The sequence below is a fragment of the Niallia sp. FSL W8-0954 genome (assembly GCF_038005605.1).
GTDB classification, from domain to species: Bacteria; Bacillota; Bacilli; order Bacillales; family Cytobacillaceae; genus Niallia; species Niallia circulans_A.
Map to the genome: position 1 here is coordinate 2382357 of NZ_JBBOTN010000001.1, position 21016 is coordinate 2403372.

Sequence of the window (21016 nt, forward strand, 5' to 3'; positions counted from 1 at the left end):
AAAAGAAAGCACAAACCGTGCTTTCTTTTTACGGATTAATAACTTCCTAAATAGGAAGCCCCAATGATAATTAATAAAATGAACAATACAACTATTAAAGCGAAGTTACTACTGTAACCGCCGCCACCGCCATAACAATCTGACATGTGTGCCACCTCCTTCTACTAGTTACAATATATCCTATGTAAACAAGTAGAAGAGTGAATGGACAAGAATCCCATAGGTAGAACAAAAGGCTTTTTCATTAAAGGCTTACAACTAATAAATAATAGACTAGATATACTAAAAACGAAAAAAGCCTCAAGAACAATCACATATATGATTGTTCTTGAGACCTTAGTAATCTTTACATGAATTAATAACCGCCTACATAAGATGCACCGATGATAATTAATAAAATAAATAATACGACGATTAAAGCAAAGTTACTTCCAAATCCGCCTCCATATTCAGACATATCAGTCACCTCCACCTATAGATTTACTATATGATATGAAAGTGACCGACTATGGTGTGGACAAGTTCATCAAAAATTGTTAAATATGTAAAATGGTCAATAATCTAAAAAAGGAGTTGATCTAGGGAAAAATAACTGGATAGCGCTTACTTTTATATCTGAAAAGAAAAGTGTTCCATTTTATCAAAAAAATAAACCTATTGTGTGCAGACATCTTCTAATTGTGTAAGCTGAGAATTATGTACGAGTTCTACCTTAAAAACATTATAAATATCCCTAATTTCACAGTAACCTGTATCATAGCAAAATAAAACTTTGAACACTCTGCCTTTATACAAAACCTTCCCTTCTTCCATTATAAACCTCCTTGATATTAGGTGTACTTAGAGATGATTTCTTGTTTCAATTACCCAATCTTGAAATAATATAAACCTATTTTTTATTATTTTTTTTTGAAAAATAGGTTCCCGTTTTCTTATGTGCTATGAATCTTAGGAAAATCATAAAAATATAATAGGGAATTAGTGAAAATAAGACTTCTTTTAAGCCGTTAATCCAGTTAGAATAATAGGAAGGAGAAAATTTTTCCATTTCAACATTGTTGAACACAGGTTGGTAAATAGAAAGTGTACTATTCTTAAAATGGAGGGATCAAGGTGAAAAAAATTGCTGTGTTCTGTGGTTCAAGTACAGGTGCTTCGCCAATCTATACGGAGGAAGCAATTGCGTTAGGGAAGGAATTAGCAAGAAGAAATTTAGAACTTGTATATGGTGGATCATGCGTAGGTTTAATGGGAGCCATTGCAGACAGTGTGGTGGAAGCTGGTGGTAAAGTAATTGGTGTGCTTCCAGACTTTTTGCAAGAAAAAGAGATAGCACATCCAGCTTTAAGTGAGTTAATTATTGTTAAGTCCATGCATGAACGAAAAGCAAAAATGACTGAGCTTGCAGATGGCTTTATTACTCTTCCTGGCGGTGCAGGAACGATGGAAGAATTTTTTGAGATATTTACTTGGGCACAGCTTGGATTACATAAAAAACCTTTAGGAATTTTGAATATTAATCATTATTACGATCCTCTTGTGGGATTAATTAATCATATGGCGGATGCGGAATTTTTACAAGAGCAATACCGTTCCATTGCGATAGTAGATTCTAATCCAAAACAATTACTTGATCAATTCACTACTTATACCCCGCCAGCCATTAAAACGTTCATTGAAGTAAGTCAATCGTAATTTTTTTACCTTTAAATTTATTCATGATAGGAGTAGAACAGCTATGTATCTAGTACAGAAGTTTTATGATTTAGAAGATTTCAAGAACGTGATGATTCCTCATCTAGAGAAAGATGAAGCGGTAAATGGATTGCCTCTTGGAATTTTAATGAACGCTAATCAAGATGTAAAGCCACCTGTAATGGCTGGCTTATATGATAATGAACAACCTGTTCTCATGTTATTGCAAACACATCCAAAACAAATCATCGTCGCAGTATTTGAGAGGATTTTGCCTAATGATTTACCACTTATTAGCAAGTTGGTACATGAAAGTATCACGGATATTCCTGGTTTAATTGGAGAGAAAGCAATTGTAGAAGAACTTGCCATTCATATTGCCTCATTACGCAACTTAAAAGTTGTTCTTGGCATGGATCAACGTATTTATCAATTGAAGGAATTAAAGAAAAAGGCAGATCATACTGGTATTTTTAGATGGGCGAATAAAAGCGATCAGGCCATCACCCAGCAATGGGTTTATGATTTCGCAGTTTCAATCAATGAGCCTATGGAAATAGACCAAGCTGCTAAACGGGCAGAAGAACTGATTGATAGTAATCGGCTAGCGTTCTGGGAAGTAAATAATCAGGTAGTCAGCATGGCTAATGCAAGCAGACCGACGAAAAATAATATAACGATAAATTTTGTTTATACACCAAAGGAATTCCGAAAAAGAGGGTATGCATCAAATTGTGTTGCAGAGCTTACACAACGATTATTATCCTCTGGATTTTCCTCTACGAGTCTTTATACGGATATAACAAATCCTACGTCCAATAAGATTTACATGGAAATTGGATATGAGCCAAAGATCGATTCTATCTTATTATTTTTGGAGAAATGAAGGTCTTTTCAAAATTACAACGTCAATAAGGAGGAATAAAAAATATGGATGAAAAATATCCAATTGGATTATTTGAATGGCAAAGCGAAATTACCGAAGAAGTCTTACAACAGTGGCTTGCTGAATTGGAGGAATATCCTGATAAACTAGCAAAAGCAGTTGTGTCTTTAAATGAAGAACAGTTAGATACTCCATATCGGGATGGCGGCTGGACAATTCGTCAAGTGGTGCACCATGTAGCAGATAGCCATATGAATGCCTATATCAGAACAAAATTAACTTTAACAGAAAAAGAGCCGACGATTAAGCCGTATGAAGAAGCACAATGGGCAGAGCTCGCCGATTCTGCACTGCCTCTTTCTGTCTCGCTCCAATTGCTTACTTCACTTCATGAAAGATGGACGTATTTACTCCGTTCCATTCTCTTTACTGATGATAGAAAAAAAGAATTTTTACATCCTGAAAATGGTAAGCAGTCGATTGAATTATTAATGGGAACGTATGCCTGGCATGGTCGGCACCATCTTGCTCACATTATCAATTTATGTAAAAAGATGGGGTGGGATTAAGAAGATAGTAGGAAAGCTCTTTCTCAGTAAACAAGGGATTATTTGAATCTGAATAGTTTTCCGAAAAGGACAATTTAATTTCGTCTCTGTGCTTAAATAGATTTCGAGAAGATAATGAAGGTTTGAACCGGAGCCGGAATACAGAAGGATTGGGTTAGTCGCGATTACTTTATGATTGCAGGCTCTCCAGTCTTGTTGCGCTGTTTTTTATGTGTATTCCGGTTACTCCGTTTAATCCTTTCATTTATAATGGAATTCTCCTCAGAATAAAAAAGTAATGGATTGTATTGTTCTAGCTACTTAATTATTATATAGTAGCCATTACCTCATTAACCTTTACAAAATTTATAGACTGTTCTTTTTTGTTTATTTTCTTCATTAGACAATGAGAATGGTTAACGGATTTTCCTCAACCATTCATAAAATTTCCTTTTTTTTGCTTACACCACCTATATTTTTGAAAATATCCTCATATACATATAGAGATTTGTTTATTATTGACCAAGTTTTTTTATAATTGAATAATCTCATAAAATCCATTCTAGAATAATCTCGAGGAATAGAAGAGGAGGGGCACTGTGACGTATATTGGAAAAAGTGTTTTTCGAAAAGAATCCCTCGAAAAAGTGACAGGGAGAGCAAGGTATACGGCTGACTATCTCGCTAGTGATGCTCTACATGTGGAAATGGTGAAAAGCTCTTATGCTCATGCAAATATTCGCTCCATTGAAATAGAAGAAGCACAAAGGCTAGATGGCGTACGAGCAATAATTCTCGGAGATAATCTTCCTCTAATTGGGGAGGAAGTAATTGATCGACCGGCCCTTGCAGTTAATAAAGTTCGTTATTATGGGGAAGTAATTGCGCTTGTTGTAGCGGAAACCATTCCTATTGCCAAAAAGGCAGCACAGCTTATTCGCATTGAATACGACCCTCTACCTATTGTAAATTCACCGCTTCAAGGTCTTGAAGAAAACGCACCTCTTCTTCATGAAAATATGCTTGATTATACAAAAGACGAAGGAATATACCCTGTAGAAGGAACAAATATTATTAATCATACTAAGATCAGAAAAGGGGATATTCAGGCAGGTTTGCAAGAAGGGGAAGTCAAAATAGAATCTCATTTTTCCATTCCTTTATCCGATCATGCCGCAATGGAGACAAGAGCAGCTCTTTGTGAAATTACCGAAAGCGGGATTGTCCGAATTGTAACCAGCTCTCAAGCCCCTTATATGGTGAAAAAAATTATCAGCAGGGATTTCAAGGTGGAAACAGGGAAGGTTGTGGTGGAAACTCCCTTTGTTGGTGGTGGCTATGGTGGCAAGGCATCTGTACAGCTTGAAATTTTTGCTTTTATTGCATCAAGAGCAGTCGGCGGGCGAAAAGTGCGTTTATTTAATACAAGAGAAGAAGATATTGCGGTTTCGCCAGTACATATCAGTTTAGAAGCAACCATTCAGCTCGCTTGCACAGAGGACGGAAAACTAACAGCTGCAAAACTGAAATACGTATTTGATGGGGGCGCATATGCCGATAAATCTCCACATCTTAGTACAGCTGGAGCGGTTGATTGTACAGGACCTTATAAAATAGAGAATGTTTGGTGTGATGCTTTATGTATATATACCAATCATCCATATCCTGCTCCATATAGGGGCTTCAGTCATGGAGAGGTACATTTTGCTTTTGAAAGAGCAATGGATATGCTGGCAAAAAAAGTGAGAATGGATCCTCTTCGGTTTCGCAGAATAAATGCAATCCGTCCAGGTGATACCACACCAACACAAGTGTTGTTAACAAGCAGTAAAGTTGGAAATGTTGAAAAATGCATTGATCGATTACATGAAATGATGGAATGGGAAAAAGGACAATTAGAAGAAATTTCTCCTAATAAAGTACGCGTAAAAGGAATCGCATGCAGCTGGAAAAATTCAACTATTGGTCCTGGTGTCAGTTCGGGTGCCGTTATTACCTTTAACTCCGATGGGAGCATCAATCTTATGTCAGGCTTAGTGGAAATAGGTACGGGAACAAAAACGGTCTTGGCACAAATTTTAGCAGAGAAGATGCAAATGAAGGTGGAGAGAATTCATGTAAGAATGACGGTGGATACACAAACAGAACCAGAGCATTGGAAGACAGTAGCAAGCAGGGGTACGTTAATGGCCGGTAGAGCAGTAATGGCTGCAGCAGATGATGCCATTCGCCAACTGAAAAAAATGGGAGCAATCGTATTAAGGGCTTCAGAAGATGACATAGAGGTTGCTAATGAAACGGTATATTTACGAGATAATCCGCAAAAATTAGTGCCTTTTAAAGATATTGTTTATGGTTACACCTTTCCCAATGGCAATTCTATTGGTGGGCAAATTATTGCAAATGGAAGCTATACACTTACTGGATTAACGAAATTAGACCCTGAAACTGGTGCAGGGAATCCTGGTCCTGAATGGGCAGTCGCAGCACAAGGAGTCGAAATAGAGATAGACATAAAAACATTTCGCTACAAAATCCTTAAAGCAATAACCGTTGTAGATATTGGCGAGGTATTGAACTACAAAGGAGTACTGGGACAAATTAAAGGGGCCATGAGCATGGGCATTGCTTGGGCTGGAAGGGAAGCCTTTTATTTTGATGAGAATGGGAGGATTCTTAATCTGCAATTACGAACCTATCGGCCTCTAAGGTTTGGCGAACATCCTAAATATGAGGTAGCAATAATAAAAACACCTCATTTAGAAGCGCCGTTTGGAGCAAGAGGAGCAGGCGAACATGGTTTGATCGGTATTCCTGCAGCAATAGCAAATGCACTTTCAAAAGCAGTTAATCATGAATTAGTCCGGCTGCCTTTGACTCCAGAATCCATCTGGCGGCAGACAAAGGAGGAAGTACATGGACTTTGAATTTAAGAAGACATCTACTATCGGTCAAGCATTTGCACAGTTTGCCAAAACAAAGACGGAAAAACGACAACCTGCTTATTATGTTGGTGGCACAGAAATCCTCACATTACAAAGAGTTCAACAGTTAAACATTGATGTAGCCATTGATATTAAAGATATTCCAGCTTGCCTTGTTCATCAGCTGACAGAAGACTATCTTGTTTATGGTTCCTGTCTCACTCTAACTGAAATAGAGGAACATAATCATTTTCCATTACTAACAGATGTCTGCAAAGAAATTGCCGATCGTACTGCGAGAAATAAAATAACAGTTGGTGGTAATATTTGCGGTGCTATTTTTTATCGAGAGGCTGTTTTACCTTTTCTTTTGACAGACAGCATTCTTGTGCTTGCTGGCAAAAATGGATTGAGAACAGAATATATTCATGATGTTTTCCATCAGCAATTACAGCTTCCAGATGGAGAATTATTTGTGCAGGCATTTATTGAAAAAAGGTACATAACTTGTGCGTACATTGCCATTAAAGTGAGGCAGCAATGGGAAACCGGTTATCCGTTAATTACCATTGCTGCATTAGAAATAGATGGTGAAATGCGAATGGCCTTTAGTGGTTTATGCCCTTATCCGTTCCGTTCCCTCATATTAGAAAATATAATCAATAATCGAGTGCTCAGTCGGCAAGAACGAATCAATCAAATCGTAAATCAATTACCTGGGCCCATTTTAAATGATGTCGAGGGATCAGATGAATACCGTATATTTGTGCTTACAGATCTTTTAGAAAAAGTAATAGCACGACTGGAGGGAGATTAATGGTCGAAAAAGAACCTAATTTGCTGACGATGAAGTTACGTGTCAACGGGGAAAATCATTTAGTAGTCATTCCTCCATATCAAACCCTACTAGCAGTATTAAGGGAAGATTTATTTTTAACAGGATCTAAGCCTGGCTGTTTCAATGGAGATTGTGGCGCATGTACCATTATGGTTGATCAAATGGCGATGAAATCGTGTTTAATGCTTGCAATAGAAGCTGTTGGAAAGGAAGTAATAACTATAGAAGGATTAGAGAATAGTCCTCTTCAACAAACATTTATCGAGGAATTTGCTTTCCAATGTGGGTATTGTACATCTGGGTTTATTATGAACGGCCATGCATTGCTTCTAAATGAAGAGAATCCTGATAAAGAAAAAATAAAAGAATGGCTAGAATCGAATATATGTCGCTGTACAAGTTATGAAGAGATCGAAACAGCGATGTTAAAAGCGATAGAAAGAAAAAAAATATAAGATTAAATGCCCCTGTAGTCTAATATGTATGCTGCAGGGGCTTTTTTAGTTATTGCTTTAATTGACTATTTGAGTTATGACGCACATCTTCTTCTTTTGTTTCCGCCATGCCGTATAAACCATTCATTTCTTGTTCATCTTCATCTAGACCTAATCGATCTTGAAAGTTCGCATTTTTTACATTAGGATCTTTCATCTTTGTTCCCTCCTTTTTAAGTTATTACTTTCGTTAGTTTGTGAAAAAATGAAAATTATATGTGATATAAAAGAAAAGGTTAATTAGGAAGTGCCTTTTTTATCTTTTCAAAAATACTTTTTAAGATAACGCCTAGTATGATAAAACCAATAAAAGATCTTGTATGGGACCAATACTCGCCTAATATAAACATTTTTCGAAGCATAAATAATGGTTCAATAATATAAGAGAATAGAATCGACCAACCTAATGTCGCTAACATAAAGTGTTTCCAATTTGTAAAATATTGATAGACAATCATAGCCGTTATCGGAATAATGACCAAATTAGCAGGAATGAGAGGACTGATAATGGGGATAATTTTGTCTGGATAGCTCCATAGCATAAACTCAGTACCAATAACATCAAGGATCATGCAAAAAGTGGCACACACCATCCCATAAGAAAAAATTTCAAAAAAACGATTTTTATCTACAAGTTTCCACCAAATAAAATAAGGAATAATGGTTGCGAGAAATAGAATCCACCAGTTCGTCGACAAAAAGTCATGCTGCAGCCAATGATCGATGGAAAGTTGAGTTAATTTTTCTTTTTCTTGTTCGATTTCAATATTGCTAGGATAGTGTAAGATAAAACTTAACATGTATGTCACCACTTTTTATCCTTGATTTGAAGAAGATTTTATAAAATTAGTATGAGTGGATTAAAAAATTATTATTAGTATTAATTTATGTATACATAAATTTACCAATAAAGAGGATATTAATAGTTATAAAGGTGGGACAACAAATGAAAAAAAAGTGGAAAAAATACAAAGTTTATATTATTGGCTTATTTTATATCCTCTTTATTAATGCGTTAATTGCAGCAAGCTATATTATTGGGTTTAAGGAATTCAAAAAACTAATTACTTTCTAAACCAATTGTCTATATTGTGTCTACACAATATAGAAAGTGTCCTTTGTTAGTTAGAGGACACTTTTTTTTAGGCGTAATGGAGTGCAGGAAAAAGTATTTGAGCTGAGATCTGTTAAGTGATATATTTAAAATATTATGAAAATTCTAAAGGGGGTCCGTCATTGTCGTTAGAAAATGTACAAGCATATCTAAGTAAATGGAATAAAGAGAAAGATATACGACTATTTACAACTTCTAGTGCAACGGTTTTGGAGGCAGCTGAAACTTTAGGGGTAGAACCACAAAGGATAGCGAAGACATTGTCATTTCGTAAGGATAATAATGCGATATTAATTGTTACAGCAGGTGATGCTAAAATTGATAATAAAAAATTCAAACAAGCTTTTTCGGAAAAACCAAGGATGCTTTCACCAGAAGAAGTTTTAGAGAAAACTGGTCATGCTATAGGCGGTGTTTGTCCTTTTGGATTAACGGAAGATTTACCTGTCTACATGGATGAATCATTGAAGCGATTTAATACGGTCTTTCCGGCTTGCGGCAGTAGCAATTCAGCTATTGAATTAACCAATGAAGAACTTTATATATACGGAAATGTAGAGGAATGGGTGGATGTATGTAAGGGTTGGGAGTGATACAAAAAAGAAATTGTTTGAGCATTAATTAGAAAAATAATCATCAGCTCTTTTTTATATTAGCCAAATAGGTAATTGTGCAATATATATATAGGAACTTATGGACTTTATTAATATGAGAATAATTTAGTAGCTTTAAAGGGGACTGCATCGTGAGAGAAGCTTATCACTATGTGATAAGCTTCTCTCAGACTGTCGACAAACTCCTAATTCGGTAATTAGGAGTTTGTCTTAGTTGTGCGCCCGGCATGCACATGAACTATAGGGTGCGAGTCCCGAACCCCGAAGACAGAAGTAGAGGTTAGCCAAGAGCTAGGGTGTCCGTGGTGACGCGGAATCTGAAGGAAGCTGGAGGCAAAACACCGGTCCGAGGAACACGAATCTCATACAAGGCTAGTTACGACTGGATGAGTTTGCAACACAAAACAAAGTCCTTTCTGTCGAAGGTCATACCTAGTAAATGAGGCGGATAGATGGTGTGAAAGTGCATGTGCTTACCCGGGGAGGTCTGATGGAAACGTGAAGTACCCTTCATAACCTACTTGGTGACAAGTAGCTGAATCATCAGAAGTCAGCAGAGGTCATAGTACGATTGGGTCTAGAACCAGTCGGAAGGACTGAACAATTAAGAGAGATTAGCCCTTGGCTTTCCATCTAGAATGAAATAGCACAGAAAACAGAGAAACCTCACGCTTAGAAAGTAGTGGTGAATCCCACGAGGGTATTTGCGGAGGGTGGAGTTCAGATGGGCATAATAAGATAAGCTAATCACGGAAAGGAACGAAATGGTGATGTTGAATCAAATTCTTGAACGGCAAAATATGATACAAGCGCTAAAGCGAGTGGAAGCGAATAAAGGAAGCCATGGAGTAGACATGATGCCCGTACAAACCTTACGACAGCACATCCTCGAAAATTGGGAAACCATTAAATCGCAGATTTTGAATGGAACCTATGAACCACAACCAGTACGTCGAGTCGAAATCCCGAAACCAGATGGTGGTGTGCGTTTACTAGGTATCCCAACCGTGACAGATCGTTTTATTCAACAAGCTATCTCGCAGATTTTATCAAAGGAATATGACAAAACATTTTCGGACCACAGTTATGGATTCCGTCCAAATCGGAGTGCCCATGACGCTATTCGGAAAGCAAAGGGTTATTTAAAGGAAGGTTATCGATGGGTGATTGATATGGATTTAGAGAAATTCTTCGATAAGGTCAATCATGACCGACTAATGGCAACATTAGCGAAACGAATTTCAGATAAATCTTTATTAAAACTTATTCGTAAATATCTCCAAGCTGGTGTCATGATAAATGGAGTGATTTCAAGTATAGAAGAAGGAACACCACAAGGTGGACCTTTAAGTCCCTTACTTTCAAACATAGTTCTAGATGAACTCGATAAAGAGTTGGAGGAACGTGGACATAAATTCGTTCGATACGCAGATGATTGCAATATTTATGTGAAAACAGAACGTGCGGGTCTAAGAGTAATGGCGAGTGTACAAAGATTTATTGAGGGAAAACTCGTTTAAAAGTAAACGAAAAGAAATCAGCGGTAGACCGTCCTTGGAACCGGAAGTTCTTAGGTTTTAGTTTCACGAGTCACAAAGAACCAAAGGTTCGTCTTGCGAAAACAAGTCTAGTTCGAATGAAAAAGAAAATACGAGAGATTACCTCAAGAAAGATGCCATACTCCATGGAATACAGAATCAAGATGTTAAACCAATATCTAATGGGGTGGTGTGGTTATTTTGGATTAGCAGATACAAGTTCCACATTCAAATCACTAGATAGCTGGATTAAAAGAAGATTAAGGATGTGTCTATGGAAGAATTGGAAGAAACCTCAAACAAGAGTCAGAAATCTTACTCGGTTGAAAGTTCCTTTTGGAAAAGCATACGAGTGGGGAAACACCCGAAAAGGGTACTGGCGCATTTCTAAAAGCCCCATATTACACAGAACCCTCGGCAATTCCTATTGGGAAAGCCAAGGGCTGAAAAGTCTGCAAGTTCGTTACGAAACTTTGCGTTATTCATCTTAATTGAACCGCCGTATACGGAACCGTACGTACGGTGGTATGAGAGGTCGGGAGTTAATCACTCCCTCCTACTCGATTATACATATACATTCTTTTAAATAAGAGTTGATTTCCGTTGCAGGGGTTCGCTTTCCGTGGGGCTCGCGCTGAGCCGCTTCGGCCTAAAGGCCTGCAGGGTCTCAGACTGTCTCGCAGATCCCACAGGAGTCTCACCCCTTTCACTCCAATCAATGCATAATAATTCCATTTGCATTTCCTAAATTCCTTTTGTCAACAAGCTTCTCTATTTCCTGCCTCTTATTCTACTATTAAATATTATTGAATATGACGATATACACCAATTACTTTTCCAAGAATACTTACATTTCGTAGGATAATCGGTTCCATGGTGCTATTCTCTGGCTGAAGGCGGATAAAATCGCGTTCTTTAAAGAATCTTTTAACAGTAGCTTCATCTTCCTCTGTCATTGCCACCACTATATCTCCATTATTTGCTGAATGCTGCTGTCTCACAATAACATAATCACCATCTAAGATCCCAGCTTCAATCATACTTTCTCCCATTACTTCAAGCATGAAAATTTGTTCATCACTTGGTGCTAGTCTTTCAGGCAGTGGAAAATATTCTTCTACATTTTCAATTGCCGTAATAGGCATACCCGCTGTTACCTTACCGACAACAGGCACATTAATAATATTATATTTTGGTATATTGCTTTCTTCTAAATCCAAAATTTCAATTGCTCTAGGTTTCGTTGGATCACGACGAATTAACCCTTTACTTTCTAACCTTGCCAAGTGGCCATGTACCGTAGAACTCGATGCAAGACCAACCGCTTCTGCAATTTCACGAACAGAAGGTGGATATCCTTTTAGCTTTACTTCTTCTTTTATGTATTCTAGTATGTCTAATTGCCTCTTTGAAAGCTTCTGCATTATATGCACCTCGTTATTTTATTCTTGCATTAATTATAGCATGTTTAAGAACAGGATACAAACATAAGTTCTATTTTATTGTTGACAGGAAACGTTTGTTCGTATTAAACTAAAAACATAAACGAACATACATTCTAAAAAAGGTGGAATTATAGATGTCTAAATTGTGGGAAAAATATTCATATACTATTATTCTTTTAATTTGTGGTTTTATAGCGTGTATAATAATTGTAGTTAATACAGGTGAAGCAGATTCTAGCAAATATTTATCGGTTACCGTGAAAAATGGGGAAACTGTCTGGGAAATATCTAATGAATATGCAGGCTCTTATAATATGTCAAAAAAGCAATTTATTAAATGGGTAGAACAACAAAATAATATCTCTGCAAATAATATTTCGGCAGGAAAAGAAATACTTATCCCAGTACGTGAAGAGGATCATCAACTAATGTTAGCATCAGAATAATAGAAAAGGAATTATAATAGTAATGAATAAGGAAAAGAATGCAATTATCTATTGTCGTGTAAGTACAGATAAAGAAGAACAGACCACATCCCTTGAAAGACAGGAAGAGGAATTATTACAATTGGCAAGTAAAATGGGCTTTGAAGTAAAAGAAATCATCTCCGAAAGAGCAAGTGGATATGATTTAGATAGAGAAGGATTACTGGAACTTTTATCAAGGATAAAGGAAAAGGATATATCGTCCATTCTTATCCAAGATGAGACAAGATTAGGCAGGGGAAATGCTAGAATAGCGATTTTACATTGTATATTAAAGGAAAATGTCAAAGTTTATAGTGTTTCTTCATCAGGAGAACTAACACTTTCTGAAGCAGATGAAATGGTATTAAAAATTGTAAGTATTGTAGAAGAATATCAGCGAAAGATACATAATTTAAAGATAAAAAGAGGCATGAGAAGAGCTGTAGAAAATGGATATCGCCCTGATAGAAACTTAAAAAACTTAGGAGATCATTCAGGAAGGCAGAAGATAGATGTTCCTATTGAAGAAGTGGTGAAATTAAAGCAAAATGGGTTAACTTTTGCCGAAATAACATCTACTTTAAAAGGATTAGGATACAGCTTTTCTAAAGCTACTATACATAGGAGATATCAAGATTATATCGAGCAAATAAAAGAAAAGTAATGAGAAATCTTCATGTCAGTCTTTACAATAGGAAACTGCTTTTATTTATGTTATAATAGATTTCATCAAGCCAGTTACAAGTAAACTGGGCTTTTTTATTTTATTTTGCCAAAATAAAAATACACAGTTAGTGCATTATTGACAGATGATGAAACAAGTTATCTTATCGCACCAACCATGAAAACTTTAATAAAAGGAGTATAATATGTATCCTAAAAATAAACTTGATCGTATAAATGAACTCGCAAAAAAGAAAAAGGAAACTGGCTTAACGCTAGAAGAAGCAAAAGAACAAACAAAATTACGCGCAGATTATTTAAAAAATTTTCGTTCAACTATGGTAAATACAATTGAAAATGTAAAAATTCTTGATCCAAATGGAACGGATGTAACACCTCAAAAGATTAAAGATATTCAAAATAAAAAGAAATTACACTGATTTTTTCCTTTAAATCTAACCTTAACATTTATATGTTAAGGTTTTTTATGTTTTCTAAAGGAAATTATGGGTAAAATACAAAATAAATGTCGAAATTATATAGTGGTGCTTCTTTCTAGTGTACATATATAGAAAAAGAATCATATTGGCTACTAAAATCAAGGAAATGAGAGGATGTTGAACATTGAATACAAAATTAGATCATTTATCTATTGCTTCAATTAGAACACTTTCTATTGACACAATCGAAAAAGCTAAATCAGGCCATCCAGGAATGCCGATGGGTGCTGCACCGATGGCTTATACGTTATGGACATCTTATATGAATCATAACCCTAAAAATCCAGAGTGGTTTAATCGAGACCGCTTTGTTTTATCTGCAGGACATGGCTCTGCTTTACTATATAGCTTATTACATTTATCAGGCTATGATCTATCCCTTGATGATTTAAAGGGGTTTAGACAGTGGGGAAGCAAAACACCAGGACATCCAGAGTATGGACATACCGCAGGAGTGGATGCTACAACTGGACCCTTAGGACAAGGAATTGCGATGGCGGTTGGTATGGCACTTGCAGAAAAACATTTGGCAGGTGTATATAATAAAAATAATTATCCAATTGTCGATCACTTTACATACAGTATTTGTGGCGATGGGGACTTAATGGAAGGAGTATCTGCAGAAGCGGCTTCTCTAGCTGGACATTTACAGTTAGGGAAATTAGTTGTGCTATATGATTCCAACGATATTTCTTTAGATGGTGATTTGGATAAATCGTTTTCCGAAAGTGTAGAACAGCGATTTAAAGCATATGGATGGCAATATATCCGTGTCGATGATGGCAATGATACAGATCAAATTGCAAAAGCAATAGAAGAAGCAAAGAAAGATCAATCAAAGCCTACATTAATTGAAGTGAAAACGATTATTGGTTTTGGCGCACCAAATAAAGCTGGAAAATCATTAGTTCATGGAGCGCCACTTGGTGCAGATGAATTAAAATTAACGAAGGAAGCTTATAATTGGACGTTTGATGAAGATTTTTATGTTCCAGAAGAAGTTTATAATCATTTTAAAGAAAAAGTCTTTATGAATGGTGAGAAAAGAGAACAGGAATGGAAGGAACTTTTTGCAAATTACGAAAAGGAATTTCCGGAACTAGCTCAGCAATTAAAAACTGCTCTAGCAGATACATTACCACAAGGTTGGGATCATCAAATACCTGTATATGAGGAAGGCAGCAGTCTAGCAAGTCGTGCCTCTTCAGGGGAAGTTATTAATAGCATTTCAAGCGAGCTGCCATTTTTAGTTGGAGGATCTGCCGATTTAGCAGGAAGTAATAATACAATGATTAAAGGAGGAAAGGATTTTACTCCTGAAACGCCTGATGGAAGAAATATATGGTTTGGCGTTAGAGAATTTGCAATGGGTGCAGCTTTGAATGGAATTGCTCTTCATGGAGGATTAAAAATATTTGGGGGTACTTTCTTTGTATTCTCTGATTATTTAAGACCTGCGATCCGTCTCGCTGCTTTGATGGGATTACCTGTTACGTATGTTTTCACCCATGATAGTATTGCGGTAGGTGAAGACGGACCAACTCATGAACCAGTTGAGCAATTAGCTTCATTAAGAGCAATGCCTAATCTTTCTGTCATTCGTCCAGCGGATGGTAACGAAACAGCTGCTGCTTGGAAAATTGCACTTGAGTCTACAAATAAGCCAACTGCTTTAGTCTTAACTAGACAAAATTTACCGACTATTAAAGGGACAAAAGATAATGCATATGAAGGTGTATCGAAAGGTGGATATATTATATCTCCTTCTAAAACGGAAACCCCTGATGCATTATTAATAGCAGCAGGTTCAGAAGTCGGCTTAGCAGTTGATGCACAAAAAGAATTAGAAAAAGACGGAATCAATGTTTCAGTTGTCAGTTTACCAGCATGGGACCGTTTTGAACAGCAAACAAAAGAGTATAAAGAAACCGTTATTCCAAAAAACGTAAAGAAGAGATTAGCAATCGAAATGGGAAGTTCTCTCGGCTGGCATAAATATGTTGGAGATGAAGGAGATGTTCTTTCAATTGAAACTTTTGGAGCATCTGCGCCAGGAAATAAAGTATTAGAGGAATATGGATTTACAGTGTCCAATGTGGTCAAACGGTTAAAATCATTACTAGAAAGTTAACTCATCAAGGATGGCTGGAAAAGAATTCTTCACCAACCAATGGGGGGGATCGCATTTTCCATTCCATCCTATTTTCTTCGTTCGACAAAATAAGTCTGTTTTTTTAACACCTTGAGACACATCTTGGAGATATCCTTCTTTATAATAGAAGGAAAAGAAGTGGACAGGTTGGTGAAGATTCAGTATGAGAAGATATCAATTGTATTTAATTAAAGAAAAAATCGCTATTCACTATAATGGTAGAGAACGTTTGTTTTACAATTTATTTTCGGACCATACTAAAACAGACGATGGACCATTAAAGGAGATCCTGCAAAAACAAGTGGATTTTATTACGCTTCCTATTTCTAGATGGATGATCGAAAATCAACTATACTCCGCTTTACAAAGAAACAAGAGCTTCCGATATAAAGATGGTACTTTTTATATTGAAAACGGAAATTTAAGCAGTGCAACATTAACGATAAAAGATGATTCTTTATTTATAGAAGCAAAGGGTTACTATGATGCGGAATCCATTTTCTTTGAAATTATAAGGAAATACGAACCTTCTTTCTTAGCAATTGATGTGGAAAATGGCCGATTTGGCTGGTTAAAACCAATTAAGGAAAGAAATTTTGTCTAAAATGGAGAAATTCTGTAACAGATATTGTATAATATTATCTGGTCTAGTACACTAAAGTATAGACAACATGAAGGAGGAAAAAAGATATGCCTTGGTACGCATGGTTAAGTATTGTCGTAGCACTAATCGCCGGTATCGTTATCGGATTTTTTATTGCGCGTAAATACATGATGAACTACTTAAAGAAAAACCCACCAATTAATGAACAAATGTTAAAAATGATGATGATGCAAATGGGAATGAAACCTTCTCAAAAGAAAATCAATCAAATGATGACAGCAATGAACAAACAACAAGGGAAATAATAGGACAAGCATTCAGTAAAACCTATTTTTCTGTTTTGATAAGAGAGGATTCTGTCATTATTTATAAATAAATGGTAATTCTCATCAGAATTTCTAAACCACTTTTTTCTGATTCCAAGGTTGTAGAGTGAATTTTTCATCTATCAATTTGAATGGAAGTGGTTGATTTTTCTTATTATCTATTCGAAACCACTAATCTGTATGAAAACTTCAGCAGAGAGGTGGTTTTATTTTGTTTTTGGAAGATGTTTTGAATGAGTATATGTATCACTGCAAGTCCAAGGGATTTACTCGAGCCACCATTAAAAATAAAAATCAAGAGTGTAAGCAATTGTTCGAGTATTTAAAAGTTAACAGAGGAATAACAGATTTAGAGAGTGTGACTACATTTGACTTAAAGGCTTATTTACGAAAGAAACAGAAAGATGGCTTACAATATTACTAGGATGGTGGATGGTATGTTCAAACCGAAAAAAGAATCACAAAATGAAGCTGAATTTGTTTTTATTGAGGACTTGGTCCCGGAGGATCATCTTTTAAGAAAGGTTGATAAGTACATTGATTTTTCTTTTATTGGGGAGAAAGTCCGTCCCTTCTATTCAGAGAAAAATGGGCGTCCTTCGGATCCAATTATGCTATTTAAGATGATGTTCATTGGTTATTTTTATGGCATCCGCTCAGAGCGACAATTAGAACGCGAAGTCCAGATGAACGTGGCATACCGATGGTTTCTTGGCTTAAAGCTCCATGACCCCGTTCCGGATCATTCAACCATCAGTTGGAACCGACGAACTCGTTTTAAGGATACAAACATCTTTCAAGAAATCTTTGATGAAATTGTCCTTCAAGCTATCAATCATAAAATGGTCGGTGGAAGAGTTTTATTTACTGACTCCACTCACCTTAAAGCAAATGACAATAAGCACAAGTTCACTCGTGAAGAAGTAGAAATGGAGACTCGTGAATACATAGATGAACTCAATCAAGCTATTGATGAAGACCGATCAAACCACGGAAAAAAGCTCTAAAAGATAGAGAGGAGGTGATAGAGACAAAAGAAATCCGAAAAAGTACAACCGATCCGGATTGTGGCTTTATGTCCAGGGATAACAAGCAGGAAATGTTCTGTTACCTTGACCACCGAACAACGGATATGAAGTTTAATATTATAACTGATGCCTATGTTACTCCTGGAAATGTCCATGACTCTGTCCCTTACCTTTCTAGATTGGATCGCCAGATTGAACGATTTAGATTTAAAGTGGAAGCTGTAGCAATAGACTCAGGTTATTTAACGAATCCCATTTGTAAAGGTCTTCACGACAGAAGTATTTTTGGCGTCATTGCCCACCGAAGATTTCAGCCCACAAAAGGACTTTTCCCAAAGTGGAAGTTTACTTATGACAAAGAAAAGGATGTCTATGTTTGTCCGAATGGCCAGGAGTTAGTTTATCGCACTACAACAAGAGAAGGATATAGAGAATATAAGTCGGATGCTAAAAAATGTTCGGAATGCCCACTCCTGAAGGAGTGCACAAGGTCAAAGAACAAACAAAAGGTCATAACACGCCATGTGTGGGAAGACTTCAAGGAGAAGGTACGCCTAAACAGACTCTCCCTTTCCGGAAAAATGCTTTATAAACTTAGAAAAGAGAAAGTCGAGCGAAGCTTCGCAGATTCAAAAGAACTGCATGGGCTTCGCTATTGCCGGTTACGGGGCTTGCACAACGCGAGTGAGCAAGTGTTACTCACCGCAGCGTGTCAGAATATGAAAAAGATCGCCATGCACCTAGCCAAGCTAGGGTAATTGTGACGATCCTTGTTTTTTACATAAAAATGATGGAAGGCAGTGAAAAAAATAAATAATAAACCAAATTAAAAAGCTTGTGGAAGAAAATATAGTGGCTTTCTCCACAAGCTGAGGACTCTTACAAGTCCTTTTAGTTTAAATACATATAAATTCTTCTTTTTATTATCACTATATAACTACTCATAGAAATCTTTTTCGACAGCCATCAATCATTTATCAAATCTATGTACCGTAATAATTCGTATAATTTGTCTCTACCTAACCAATTGATTTACTCCTAAAAAAATATTTGTGTGGACAAAGTATATTGTACACACAGTCCAATAATACACTTTACCATTCGCATAACTATTCGTTAACAAAACACCCAAAATGTACCATCTAAATACAAGCTAAAAGTAATAATGGGAGAATAACGTACATATAAAATAGTAAATATATACAGCGTTAGTAAAAATGTTATAAAATTTTGAAAAAAAAGTTTTGAATTACCAAAAAAAAACCTAATTTATTATATACTAGTAATATATTAACTTAGGAGGTTTAAGAATATGTATATGAAAGTAAAAAGATTCGGTGTATTTTTCTTGTGTTTCACTTTATTTTTATCAGTTCTTACTCCAAAAGTAACACTAGCTGAAGAAAACGAAGACATAGAAGTTAGTGAAGAAGAAATCAACAAACTAGCTAAAGAATTAGAATTTGTATTTGAAGAAGTAGTAAAATTAGATGATGATGGAAATATTGTGAATATTAATTTTGAAAAGTATGATGAGACATTTGGAATGGATGAAAATATTGAGCAACTAAAGGAAGAGAGTTTAGATATATCTAATGAAGAAGTTACAAAATATTCAGATTTAATTAGTACGTTTTCAATTAATAGAACCCCTTCTTGGTATCCAAGTCAAAATAAGCGAGATAAAATTGATGCTTGTATTCGTAAGAAAATAAAGGATAATTATAGGGATACTTTATCAATTGCAGCTATTACAACTTTGATTCAATATGTTAAGGATGGAAATTATAAAAAGATAGCCAAAAGATTATTAAAAATGGGCGTTAAAAATAATGCGCTATCAATGGCTGTTACTCTAGTATATTATCACACGCAATGTGTAGCTAAATATCAACATTTGAAATAAAAGGACTGAGGAGGTTAGAATGTTTATAAAGAATTTTGTTTATTCTTTTATCGTTTATCCTGTTATATTCTTTACTGTATTTTTACTATATGGGATATTTGATGATAGACCTTATCATAGTACTCCATCTGAAGTAGCAATTATTCTTTGTATATACTACTTTATCCTAAGTGTATATCATGGAATTATAAAAAAATGGACTAAAAAAGAGAATGAATCTTAGTTAAGGAACCAAATTATTCTTCAAATTCTATAAATATAGTTAATTTTTATATGAAATAACGTAAAAAAAACTAAGGATAAAGTCTGTTTTAAATATTAATATGGAAACCTAACAAATGGAAGAAGATGTCAACTTATAATTATAAAAGTAACTATTAGAAATCATACAGATTCAATTTTGTATTGGGGTTACTTAAAAGGAGAGATTATATTGAAAGATATAGGAAGTAGTTTTTAACAATGACCACAATTTTGTTGTTGGTTTGAGATTGAATAATACTCTGACGGTGTTGTCAAAATCATAATACCGTCTATTTCATGTTAAAATGAAAAATAAATAAAAGTTAGTTGGTTTTTTACTTTATCTATGGACAAGCTATATTAATCGTGGTTTATTTATTCATAATAGATTAGTAGAATTGAATAGATAATAAAACCTTGATAAATTAACATTGATAAATTAACATTTATACCGATTAAAATTGATTTTTTATGAAACCTTCTCAAAAGAAAATCAATCAAATGATGACAGCAATGAACAAACAACAAGGGAAATAATAGGACAAGCATTCAGTAAAACCTATTTTTCTGTTTTGATAAGAGAGGATTCTGTCATTATTTATAAATAAATGGTAATTCTCATCAGAATTTCTAAACCACTTTTTTCAGATTAAATATGAAAAAAGTGGTTTATTTGTATTTTGATAATAATTTTCAATAAAAAGAAGACAAAATTTCAAGGCAGAGGACGACAAGACATAATGGAAATCAACTCATCATTTCCCCGGAAACCGCAAGATATGACAAAAGGTTCAATAGATTCGACAATCATGTGAAAGATACTTTATGAAGACAGCCTTGCTCTATAGCAGCTGGATATTACATTTTTTTAGTGACTAAAAAAGCCGAACAATCACAAAAATTTTGTCATTGTTCGGTTTTATTTTTGTCAGAATTACATTTGTTTTAAAATAATCAAACGACACTTCTGTTTTAGTTGACAGATAACTTATGACAATATTAAACTTAAGATGTATACGAACGTACATTCG

The 21016-nt window shown here is 35.4% G+C and carries 24 protein-coding genes and 1 pseudogene; 19 read left to right on the forward strand and 6 right to left on the reverse strand.

All coding sequences use genetic code 11. The features are described 5' to 3' along the window. Positions 1-35: 35 nt before the first annotated feature. The 3 genes from NX902_RS11725 to NX902_RS11735 all read right to left on the reverse strand — a co-directional run bounded on the left by NX902_RS11725 (position 36) and on the right by NX902_RS11735 (position 813). Positions 36-146 carry a YjcZ family sporulation protein gene (locus tag NX902_RS11725; protein ID WP_095328482.1) on the reverse strand — a complete coding sequence of 37 codons (111 nt, stop codon included), beginning with the start codon at positions 144-146 and terminating at the stop codon, positions 36-38. Positions 147-355: 209 nt separating this feature from the next. Then, the gene (locus tag NX902_RS11730) at positions 356-457 is read right to left on the reverse strand and encodes a YjcZ family sporulation protein (RefSeq protein WP_095328483.1); all 102 of its coding nucleotides are present in this window, start codon (positions 455-457) and stop codon (positions 356-358) included. A gap of 197 nt (positions 458-654) precedes the next feature. Beyond that, positions 655-813 (reverse strand): hypothetical protein, encoded by a 159-nt coding sequence (locus NX902_RS11735; RefSeq protein ID WP_164463630.1) that lies wholly within the window; start codon positions 811-813, stop codon positions 655-657. 300 nt (positions 814-1113) lie between these two features. On the opposite strand from NX902_RS11735, the gene NX902_RS11740 reads away from it, so the two are divergent. The 6 genes from NX902_RS11740 (at position 1114) to NX902_RS11765 (ending at position 7346) form a co-directional block, all read left to right on the forward strand. After that, the gene (locus NX902_RS11740) at positions 1114-1695 is read left to right on the forward strand and encodes an LOG family protein (protein ID WP_095328484.1); all 582 of its coding nucleotides are present in this window, start codon (positions 1114-1116) and stop codon (positions 1693-1695) included. A gap of 43 nt (positions 1696-1738) precedes the next feature. Continuing rightward, complete coding sequence (locus NX902_RS11745) at positions 1739-2581, forward strand: GNAT family N-acetyltransferase (protein WP_341160738.1); 843 nt, start codon at positions 1739-1741, stop codon at positions 2579-2581. Between the two features lie 44 nt (positions 2582-2625). Further along, entirely contained in the window at positions 2626-3150 is a 525-nt protein-coding gene (locus NX902_RS11750; protein WP_095328486.1) for a YfiT family bacillithiol transferase, read from the forward strand. A 578-nt stretch (positions 3151-3728) separates the two neighbouring features. Continuing rightward, positions 3729-6056, forward strand: coding sequence for a molybdopterin cofactor-binding domain-containing protein (locus tag NX902_RS11755; protein ID WP_163188589.1), 2328 nt, complete (start codon positions 3729-3731; stop codon positions 6054-6056). Further along, on the forward strand, positions 6046-6870 hold the full coding sequence (locus NX902_RS11760) for an FAD binding domain-containing protein (RefSeq protein WP_341160739.1): 825 nt from the start codon (positions 6046-6048) through the stop codon (positions 6868-6870). Before NX902_RS11755 ends, NX902_RS11760 begins: the two co-directional genes overlap by 11 nt. Next, a complete protein-coding gene (locus NX902_RS11765) occupies positions 6870-7346 on the forward strand; it encodes a (2Fe-2S)-binding protein (RefSeq protein ID WP_163188587.1) in 477 nt (158 codons plus the stop codon). The genes NX902_RS11760 and NX902_RS11765 overlap by 1 nt, the downstream gene beginning before the upstream one ends. Before the next feature lie 49 nt (positions 7347-7395). Here the strand turns inward: NX902_RS11765 and NX902_RS11770 are convergent, their stop codons facing one another. Both NX902_RS11770 and NX902_RS11775 read right to left on the reverse strand, forming a co-directional pair. After that, on the reverse strand, positions 7396-7542 hold the full coding sequence (locus NX902_RS11770) for a DUF4021 domain-containing protein (protein WP_095328489.1): 147 nt from the start codon (positions 7540-7542) through the stop codon (positions 7396-7398). Between the two features lie 79 nt (positions 7543-7621). Continuing rightward, entirely contained in the window at positions 7622-8185 is a 564-nt protein-coding gene (locus NX902_RS11775; RefSeq protein WP_095328490.1) for a CBO0543 family protein, read from the reverse strand. A 146-nt stretch (positions 8186-8331) separates the two neighbouring features. Between NX902_RS11775 and NX902_RS11780 the strand changes: the two genes are divergently transcribed. From NX902_RS11780 to ltrA, 3 genes and pseudogenes are all read left to right on the forward strand, one after another. Next, a complete protein-coding gene (locus NX902_RS11780; RefSeq protein ID WP_268877100.1) occupies positions 8332-8460 on the forward strand; it encodes a hypothetical protein in 129 nt (42 codons plus the stop codon). Between the two features lie 161 nt (positions 8461-8621). Further along, entirely contained in the window at positions 8622-9092 is a 471-nt protein-coding gene (locus NX902_RS11785) for a YbaK/EbsC family protein (protein ID WP_095328491.1), read from the forward strand. 788 nt (positions 9093-9880) lie between these two features. Further along, positions 9881-11142: pseudogene (ltrA, locus tag NX902_RS11790) on the forward strand (group II intron reverse transcriptase/maturase). Positions 11143-11454: 312 nt separating this feature from the next. On the opposite strand, the gene lexA reads toward ltrA, so the two are convergent. Next, entirely contained in the window at positions 11455-12075 is a 621-nt protein-coding gene (gene lexA / locus NX902_RS11795) for a transcriptional repressor LexA (protein ID WP_047944821.1), read from the reverse strand. Positions 12076-12230: 155 nt separating this feature from the next. Between lexA and yneA the strand changes: the two genes are divergently transcribed. From yneA to NX902_RS11845, 10 genes are all read left to right on the forward strand, one after another. After that, on the forward strand, positions 12231-12542 hold the full coding sequence (gene yneA / locus NX902_RS11800) for a cell division suppressor protein YneA (RefSeq protein WP_095328494.1): 312 nt from the start codon (positions 12231-12233) through the stop codon (positions 12540-12542). A 22-nt stretch (positions 12543-12564) separates the two neighbouring features. After that, positions 12565-13227 carry a YneB family resolvase-like protein gene (locus NX902_RS11805; protein WP_123257631.1) on the forward strand — a complete coding sequence of 221 codons (663 nt, stop codon included), beginning with the start codon at positions 12565-12567 and terminating at the stop codon, positions 13225-13227. Between the two features lie 205 nt (positions 13228-13432). After that, positions 13433-13666 (forward strand): DUF896 domain-containing protein, encoded by a 234-nt coding sequence (locus tag NX902_RS11810; protein ID WP_047944818.1) that lies wholly within the window; start codon positions 13433-13435, stop codon positions 13664-13666. A gap of 184 nt (positions 13667-13850) precedes the next feature. After that, complete coding sequence (gene tkt, locus NX902_RS11815; RefSeq protein WP_095328496.1) at positions 13851-15857, forward strand: transketolase; 2007 nt, start codon at positions 13851-13853, stop codon at positions 15855-15857. Between the two features lie 184 nt (positions 15858-16041). After that, positions 16042-16482 carry a sporulation inhibitor of replication protein SirA gene (sirA, locus tag NX902_RS11820; protein ID WP_095328497.1) on the forward strand — a complete coding sequence of 147 codons (441 nt, stop codon included), beginning with the start codon at positions 16042-16044 and terminating at the stop codon, positions 16480-16482. A gap of 86 nt (positions 16483-16568) precedes the next feature. After that, positions 16569-16787: a YneF family protein gene (locus NX902_RS11825; RefSeq protein ID WP_016205025.1), complete on the forward strand. Its 219-nt coding sequence runs from the start codon at positions 16569-16571 to the stop codon at positions 16785-16787. A gap of 458 nt (positions 16788-17245) precedes the next feature. Beyond that, positions 17246-18594, forward strand: a protein-coding gene (locus tag NX902_RS11830) for an IS1182 family transposase (RefSeq protein ID WP_163188552.1) whose coding sequence is annotated in 2 segments (ribosomal slippage) — positions 17246-17810 and positions 17810-18594 — 1350 coding nt in all. Because the reading frame shifts where the segments join, the coding sequence is not laid out codon by codon here. A gap of 554 nt (positions 18595-19148) precedes the next feature. Next, positions 19149-19742 (forward strand): hypothetical protein, encoded by a 594-nt coding sequence (locus tag NX902_RS11835; protein ID WP_341160740.1) that lies wholly within the window; start codon positions 19149-19151, stop codon positions 19740-19742. 19 nt (positions 19743-19761) lie between these two features. Next, positions 19762-19965 carry a hypothetical protein gene (locus NX902_RS11840; RefSeq protein ID WP_095328500.1) on the forward strand — a complete coding sequence of 68 codons (204 nt, stop codon included), beginning with the start codon at positions 19762-19764 and terminating at the stop codon, positions 19963-19965. Positions 19966-20446: 481 nt separating this feature from the next. Beyond that, positions 20447-20593, forward strand: a complete 147-nt coding sequence (locus tag NX902_RS11845; protein WP_341122871.1) for a hypothetical protein — start codon at positions 20447-20449, stop codon at positions 20591-20593. Positions 20594-21016: the final 423 nt, after the last annotated feature.

Coding starts and splice junctions, on each gene's coding strand:
- NX902_RS11725 (WP_095328482.1), bottom strand. CDS start 146: ATGTCAGATTGTTATGGCGGTGGCGGCGGTTACAGTAGTAACTTCGCT.
- NX902_RS11730 (WP_095328483.1), bottom strand. CDS start 457: ATGTCTGAATATGGAGGCGGATTTGGAAGTAACTTTGCTTTAATCGTC.
- NX902_RS11735 (WP_164463630.1), bottom strand. CDS start 813: ATGGAAGAAGGGAAGGTTTTGTATAAAGGCAGAGTGTTCAAAGTTTTA.
- NX902_RS11745 (WP_341160738.1), top strand. CDS start 1,739: ATGTATCTAGTACAGAAGTTTTATGATTTAGAAGATTTCAAGAACGTG.
- NX902_RS11750 (WP_095328486.1), top strand. CDS start 2,626: ATGGATGAAAAATATCCAATTGGATTATTTGAATGGCAAAGCGAAATT.
- NX902_RS11760 (WP_341160739.1), top strand. CDS start 6,046: ATGGACTTTGAATTTAAGAAGACATCTACTATCGGTCAAGCATTTGCA.
- NX902_RS11765 (WP_163188587.1), top strand. CDS start 6,870: ATGGTCGAAAAAGAACCTAATTTGCTGACGATGAAGTTACGTGTCAAC.
- NX902_RS11770 (WP_095328489.1), bottom strand. CDS start 7,542: ATGAAAGATCCTAATGTAAAAAATGCGAACTTTCAAGATCGATTAGGT.
- NX902_RS11775 (WP_095328490.1), bottom strand. CDS start 8,185: ATGTTAAGTTTTATCTTACACTATCCTAGCAATATTGAAATCGAACAA.
- NX902_RS11780 (WP_268877100.1), top strand. CDS start 8,332: ATGAAAAAAAAGTGGAAAAAATACAAAGTTTATATTATTGGCTTATTT.
- lexA (WP_047944821.1), bottom strand. CDS start 12,075: ATGCAGAAGCTTTCAAAGAGGCAATTAGACATACTAGAATACATAAAA.
- yneA (WP_095328494.1), top strand. CDS start 12,231: ATGTCTAAATTGTGGGAAAAATATTCATATACTATTATTCTTTTAATT.
- NX902_RS11805 (WP_123257631.1), top strand. CDS start 12,565: ATGAATAAGGAAAAGAATGCAATTATCTATTGTCGTGTAAGTACAGAT.
- NX902_RS11810 (WP_047944818.1), top strand. CDS start 13,433: ATGTATCCTAAAAATAAACTTGATCGTATAAATGAACTCGCAAAAAAG.
- sirA (WP_095328497.1), top strand. CDS start 16,042: ATGAGAAGATATCAATTGTATTTAATTAAAGAAAAAATCGCTATTCAC.
- NX902_RS11825 (WP_016205025.1), top strand. CDS start 16,569: ATGCCTTGGTACGCATGGTTAAGTATTGTCGTAGCACTAATCGCCGGT.
- NX902_RS11835 (WP_341160740.1), top strand. CDS start 19,149: ATGTATATGAAAGTAAAAAGATTCGGTGTATTTTTCTTGTGTTTCACT.
- NX902_RS11840 (WP_095328500.1), top strand. CDS start 19,762: ATGTTTATAAAGAATTTTGTTTATTCTTTTATCGTTTATCCTGTTATA.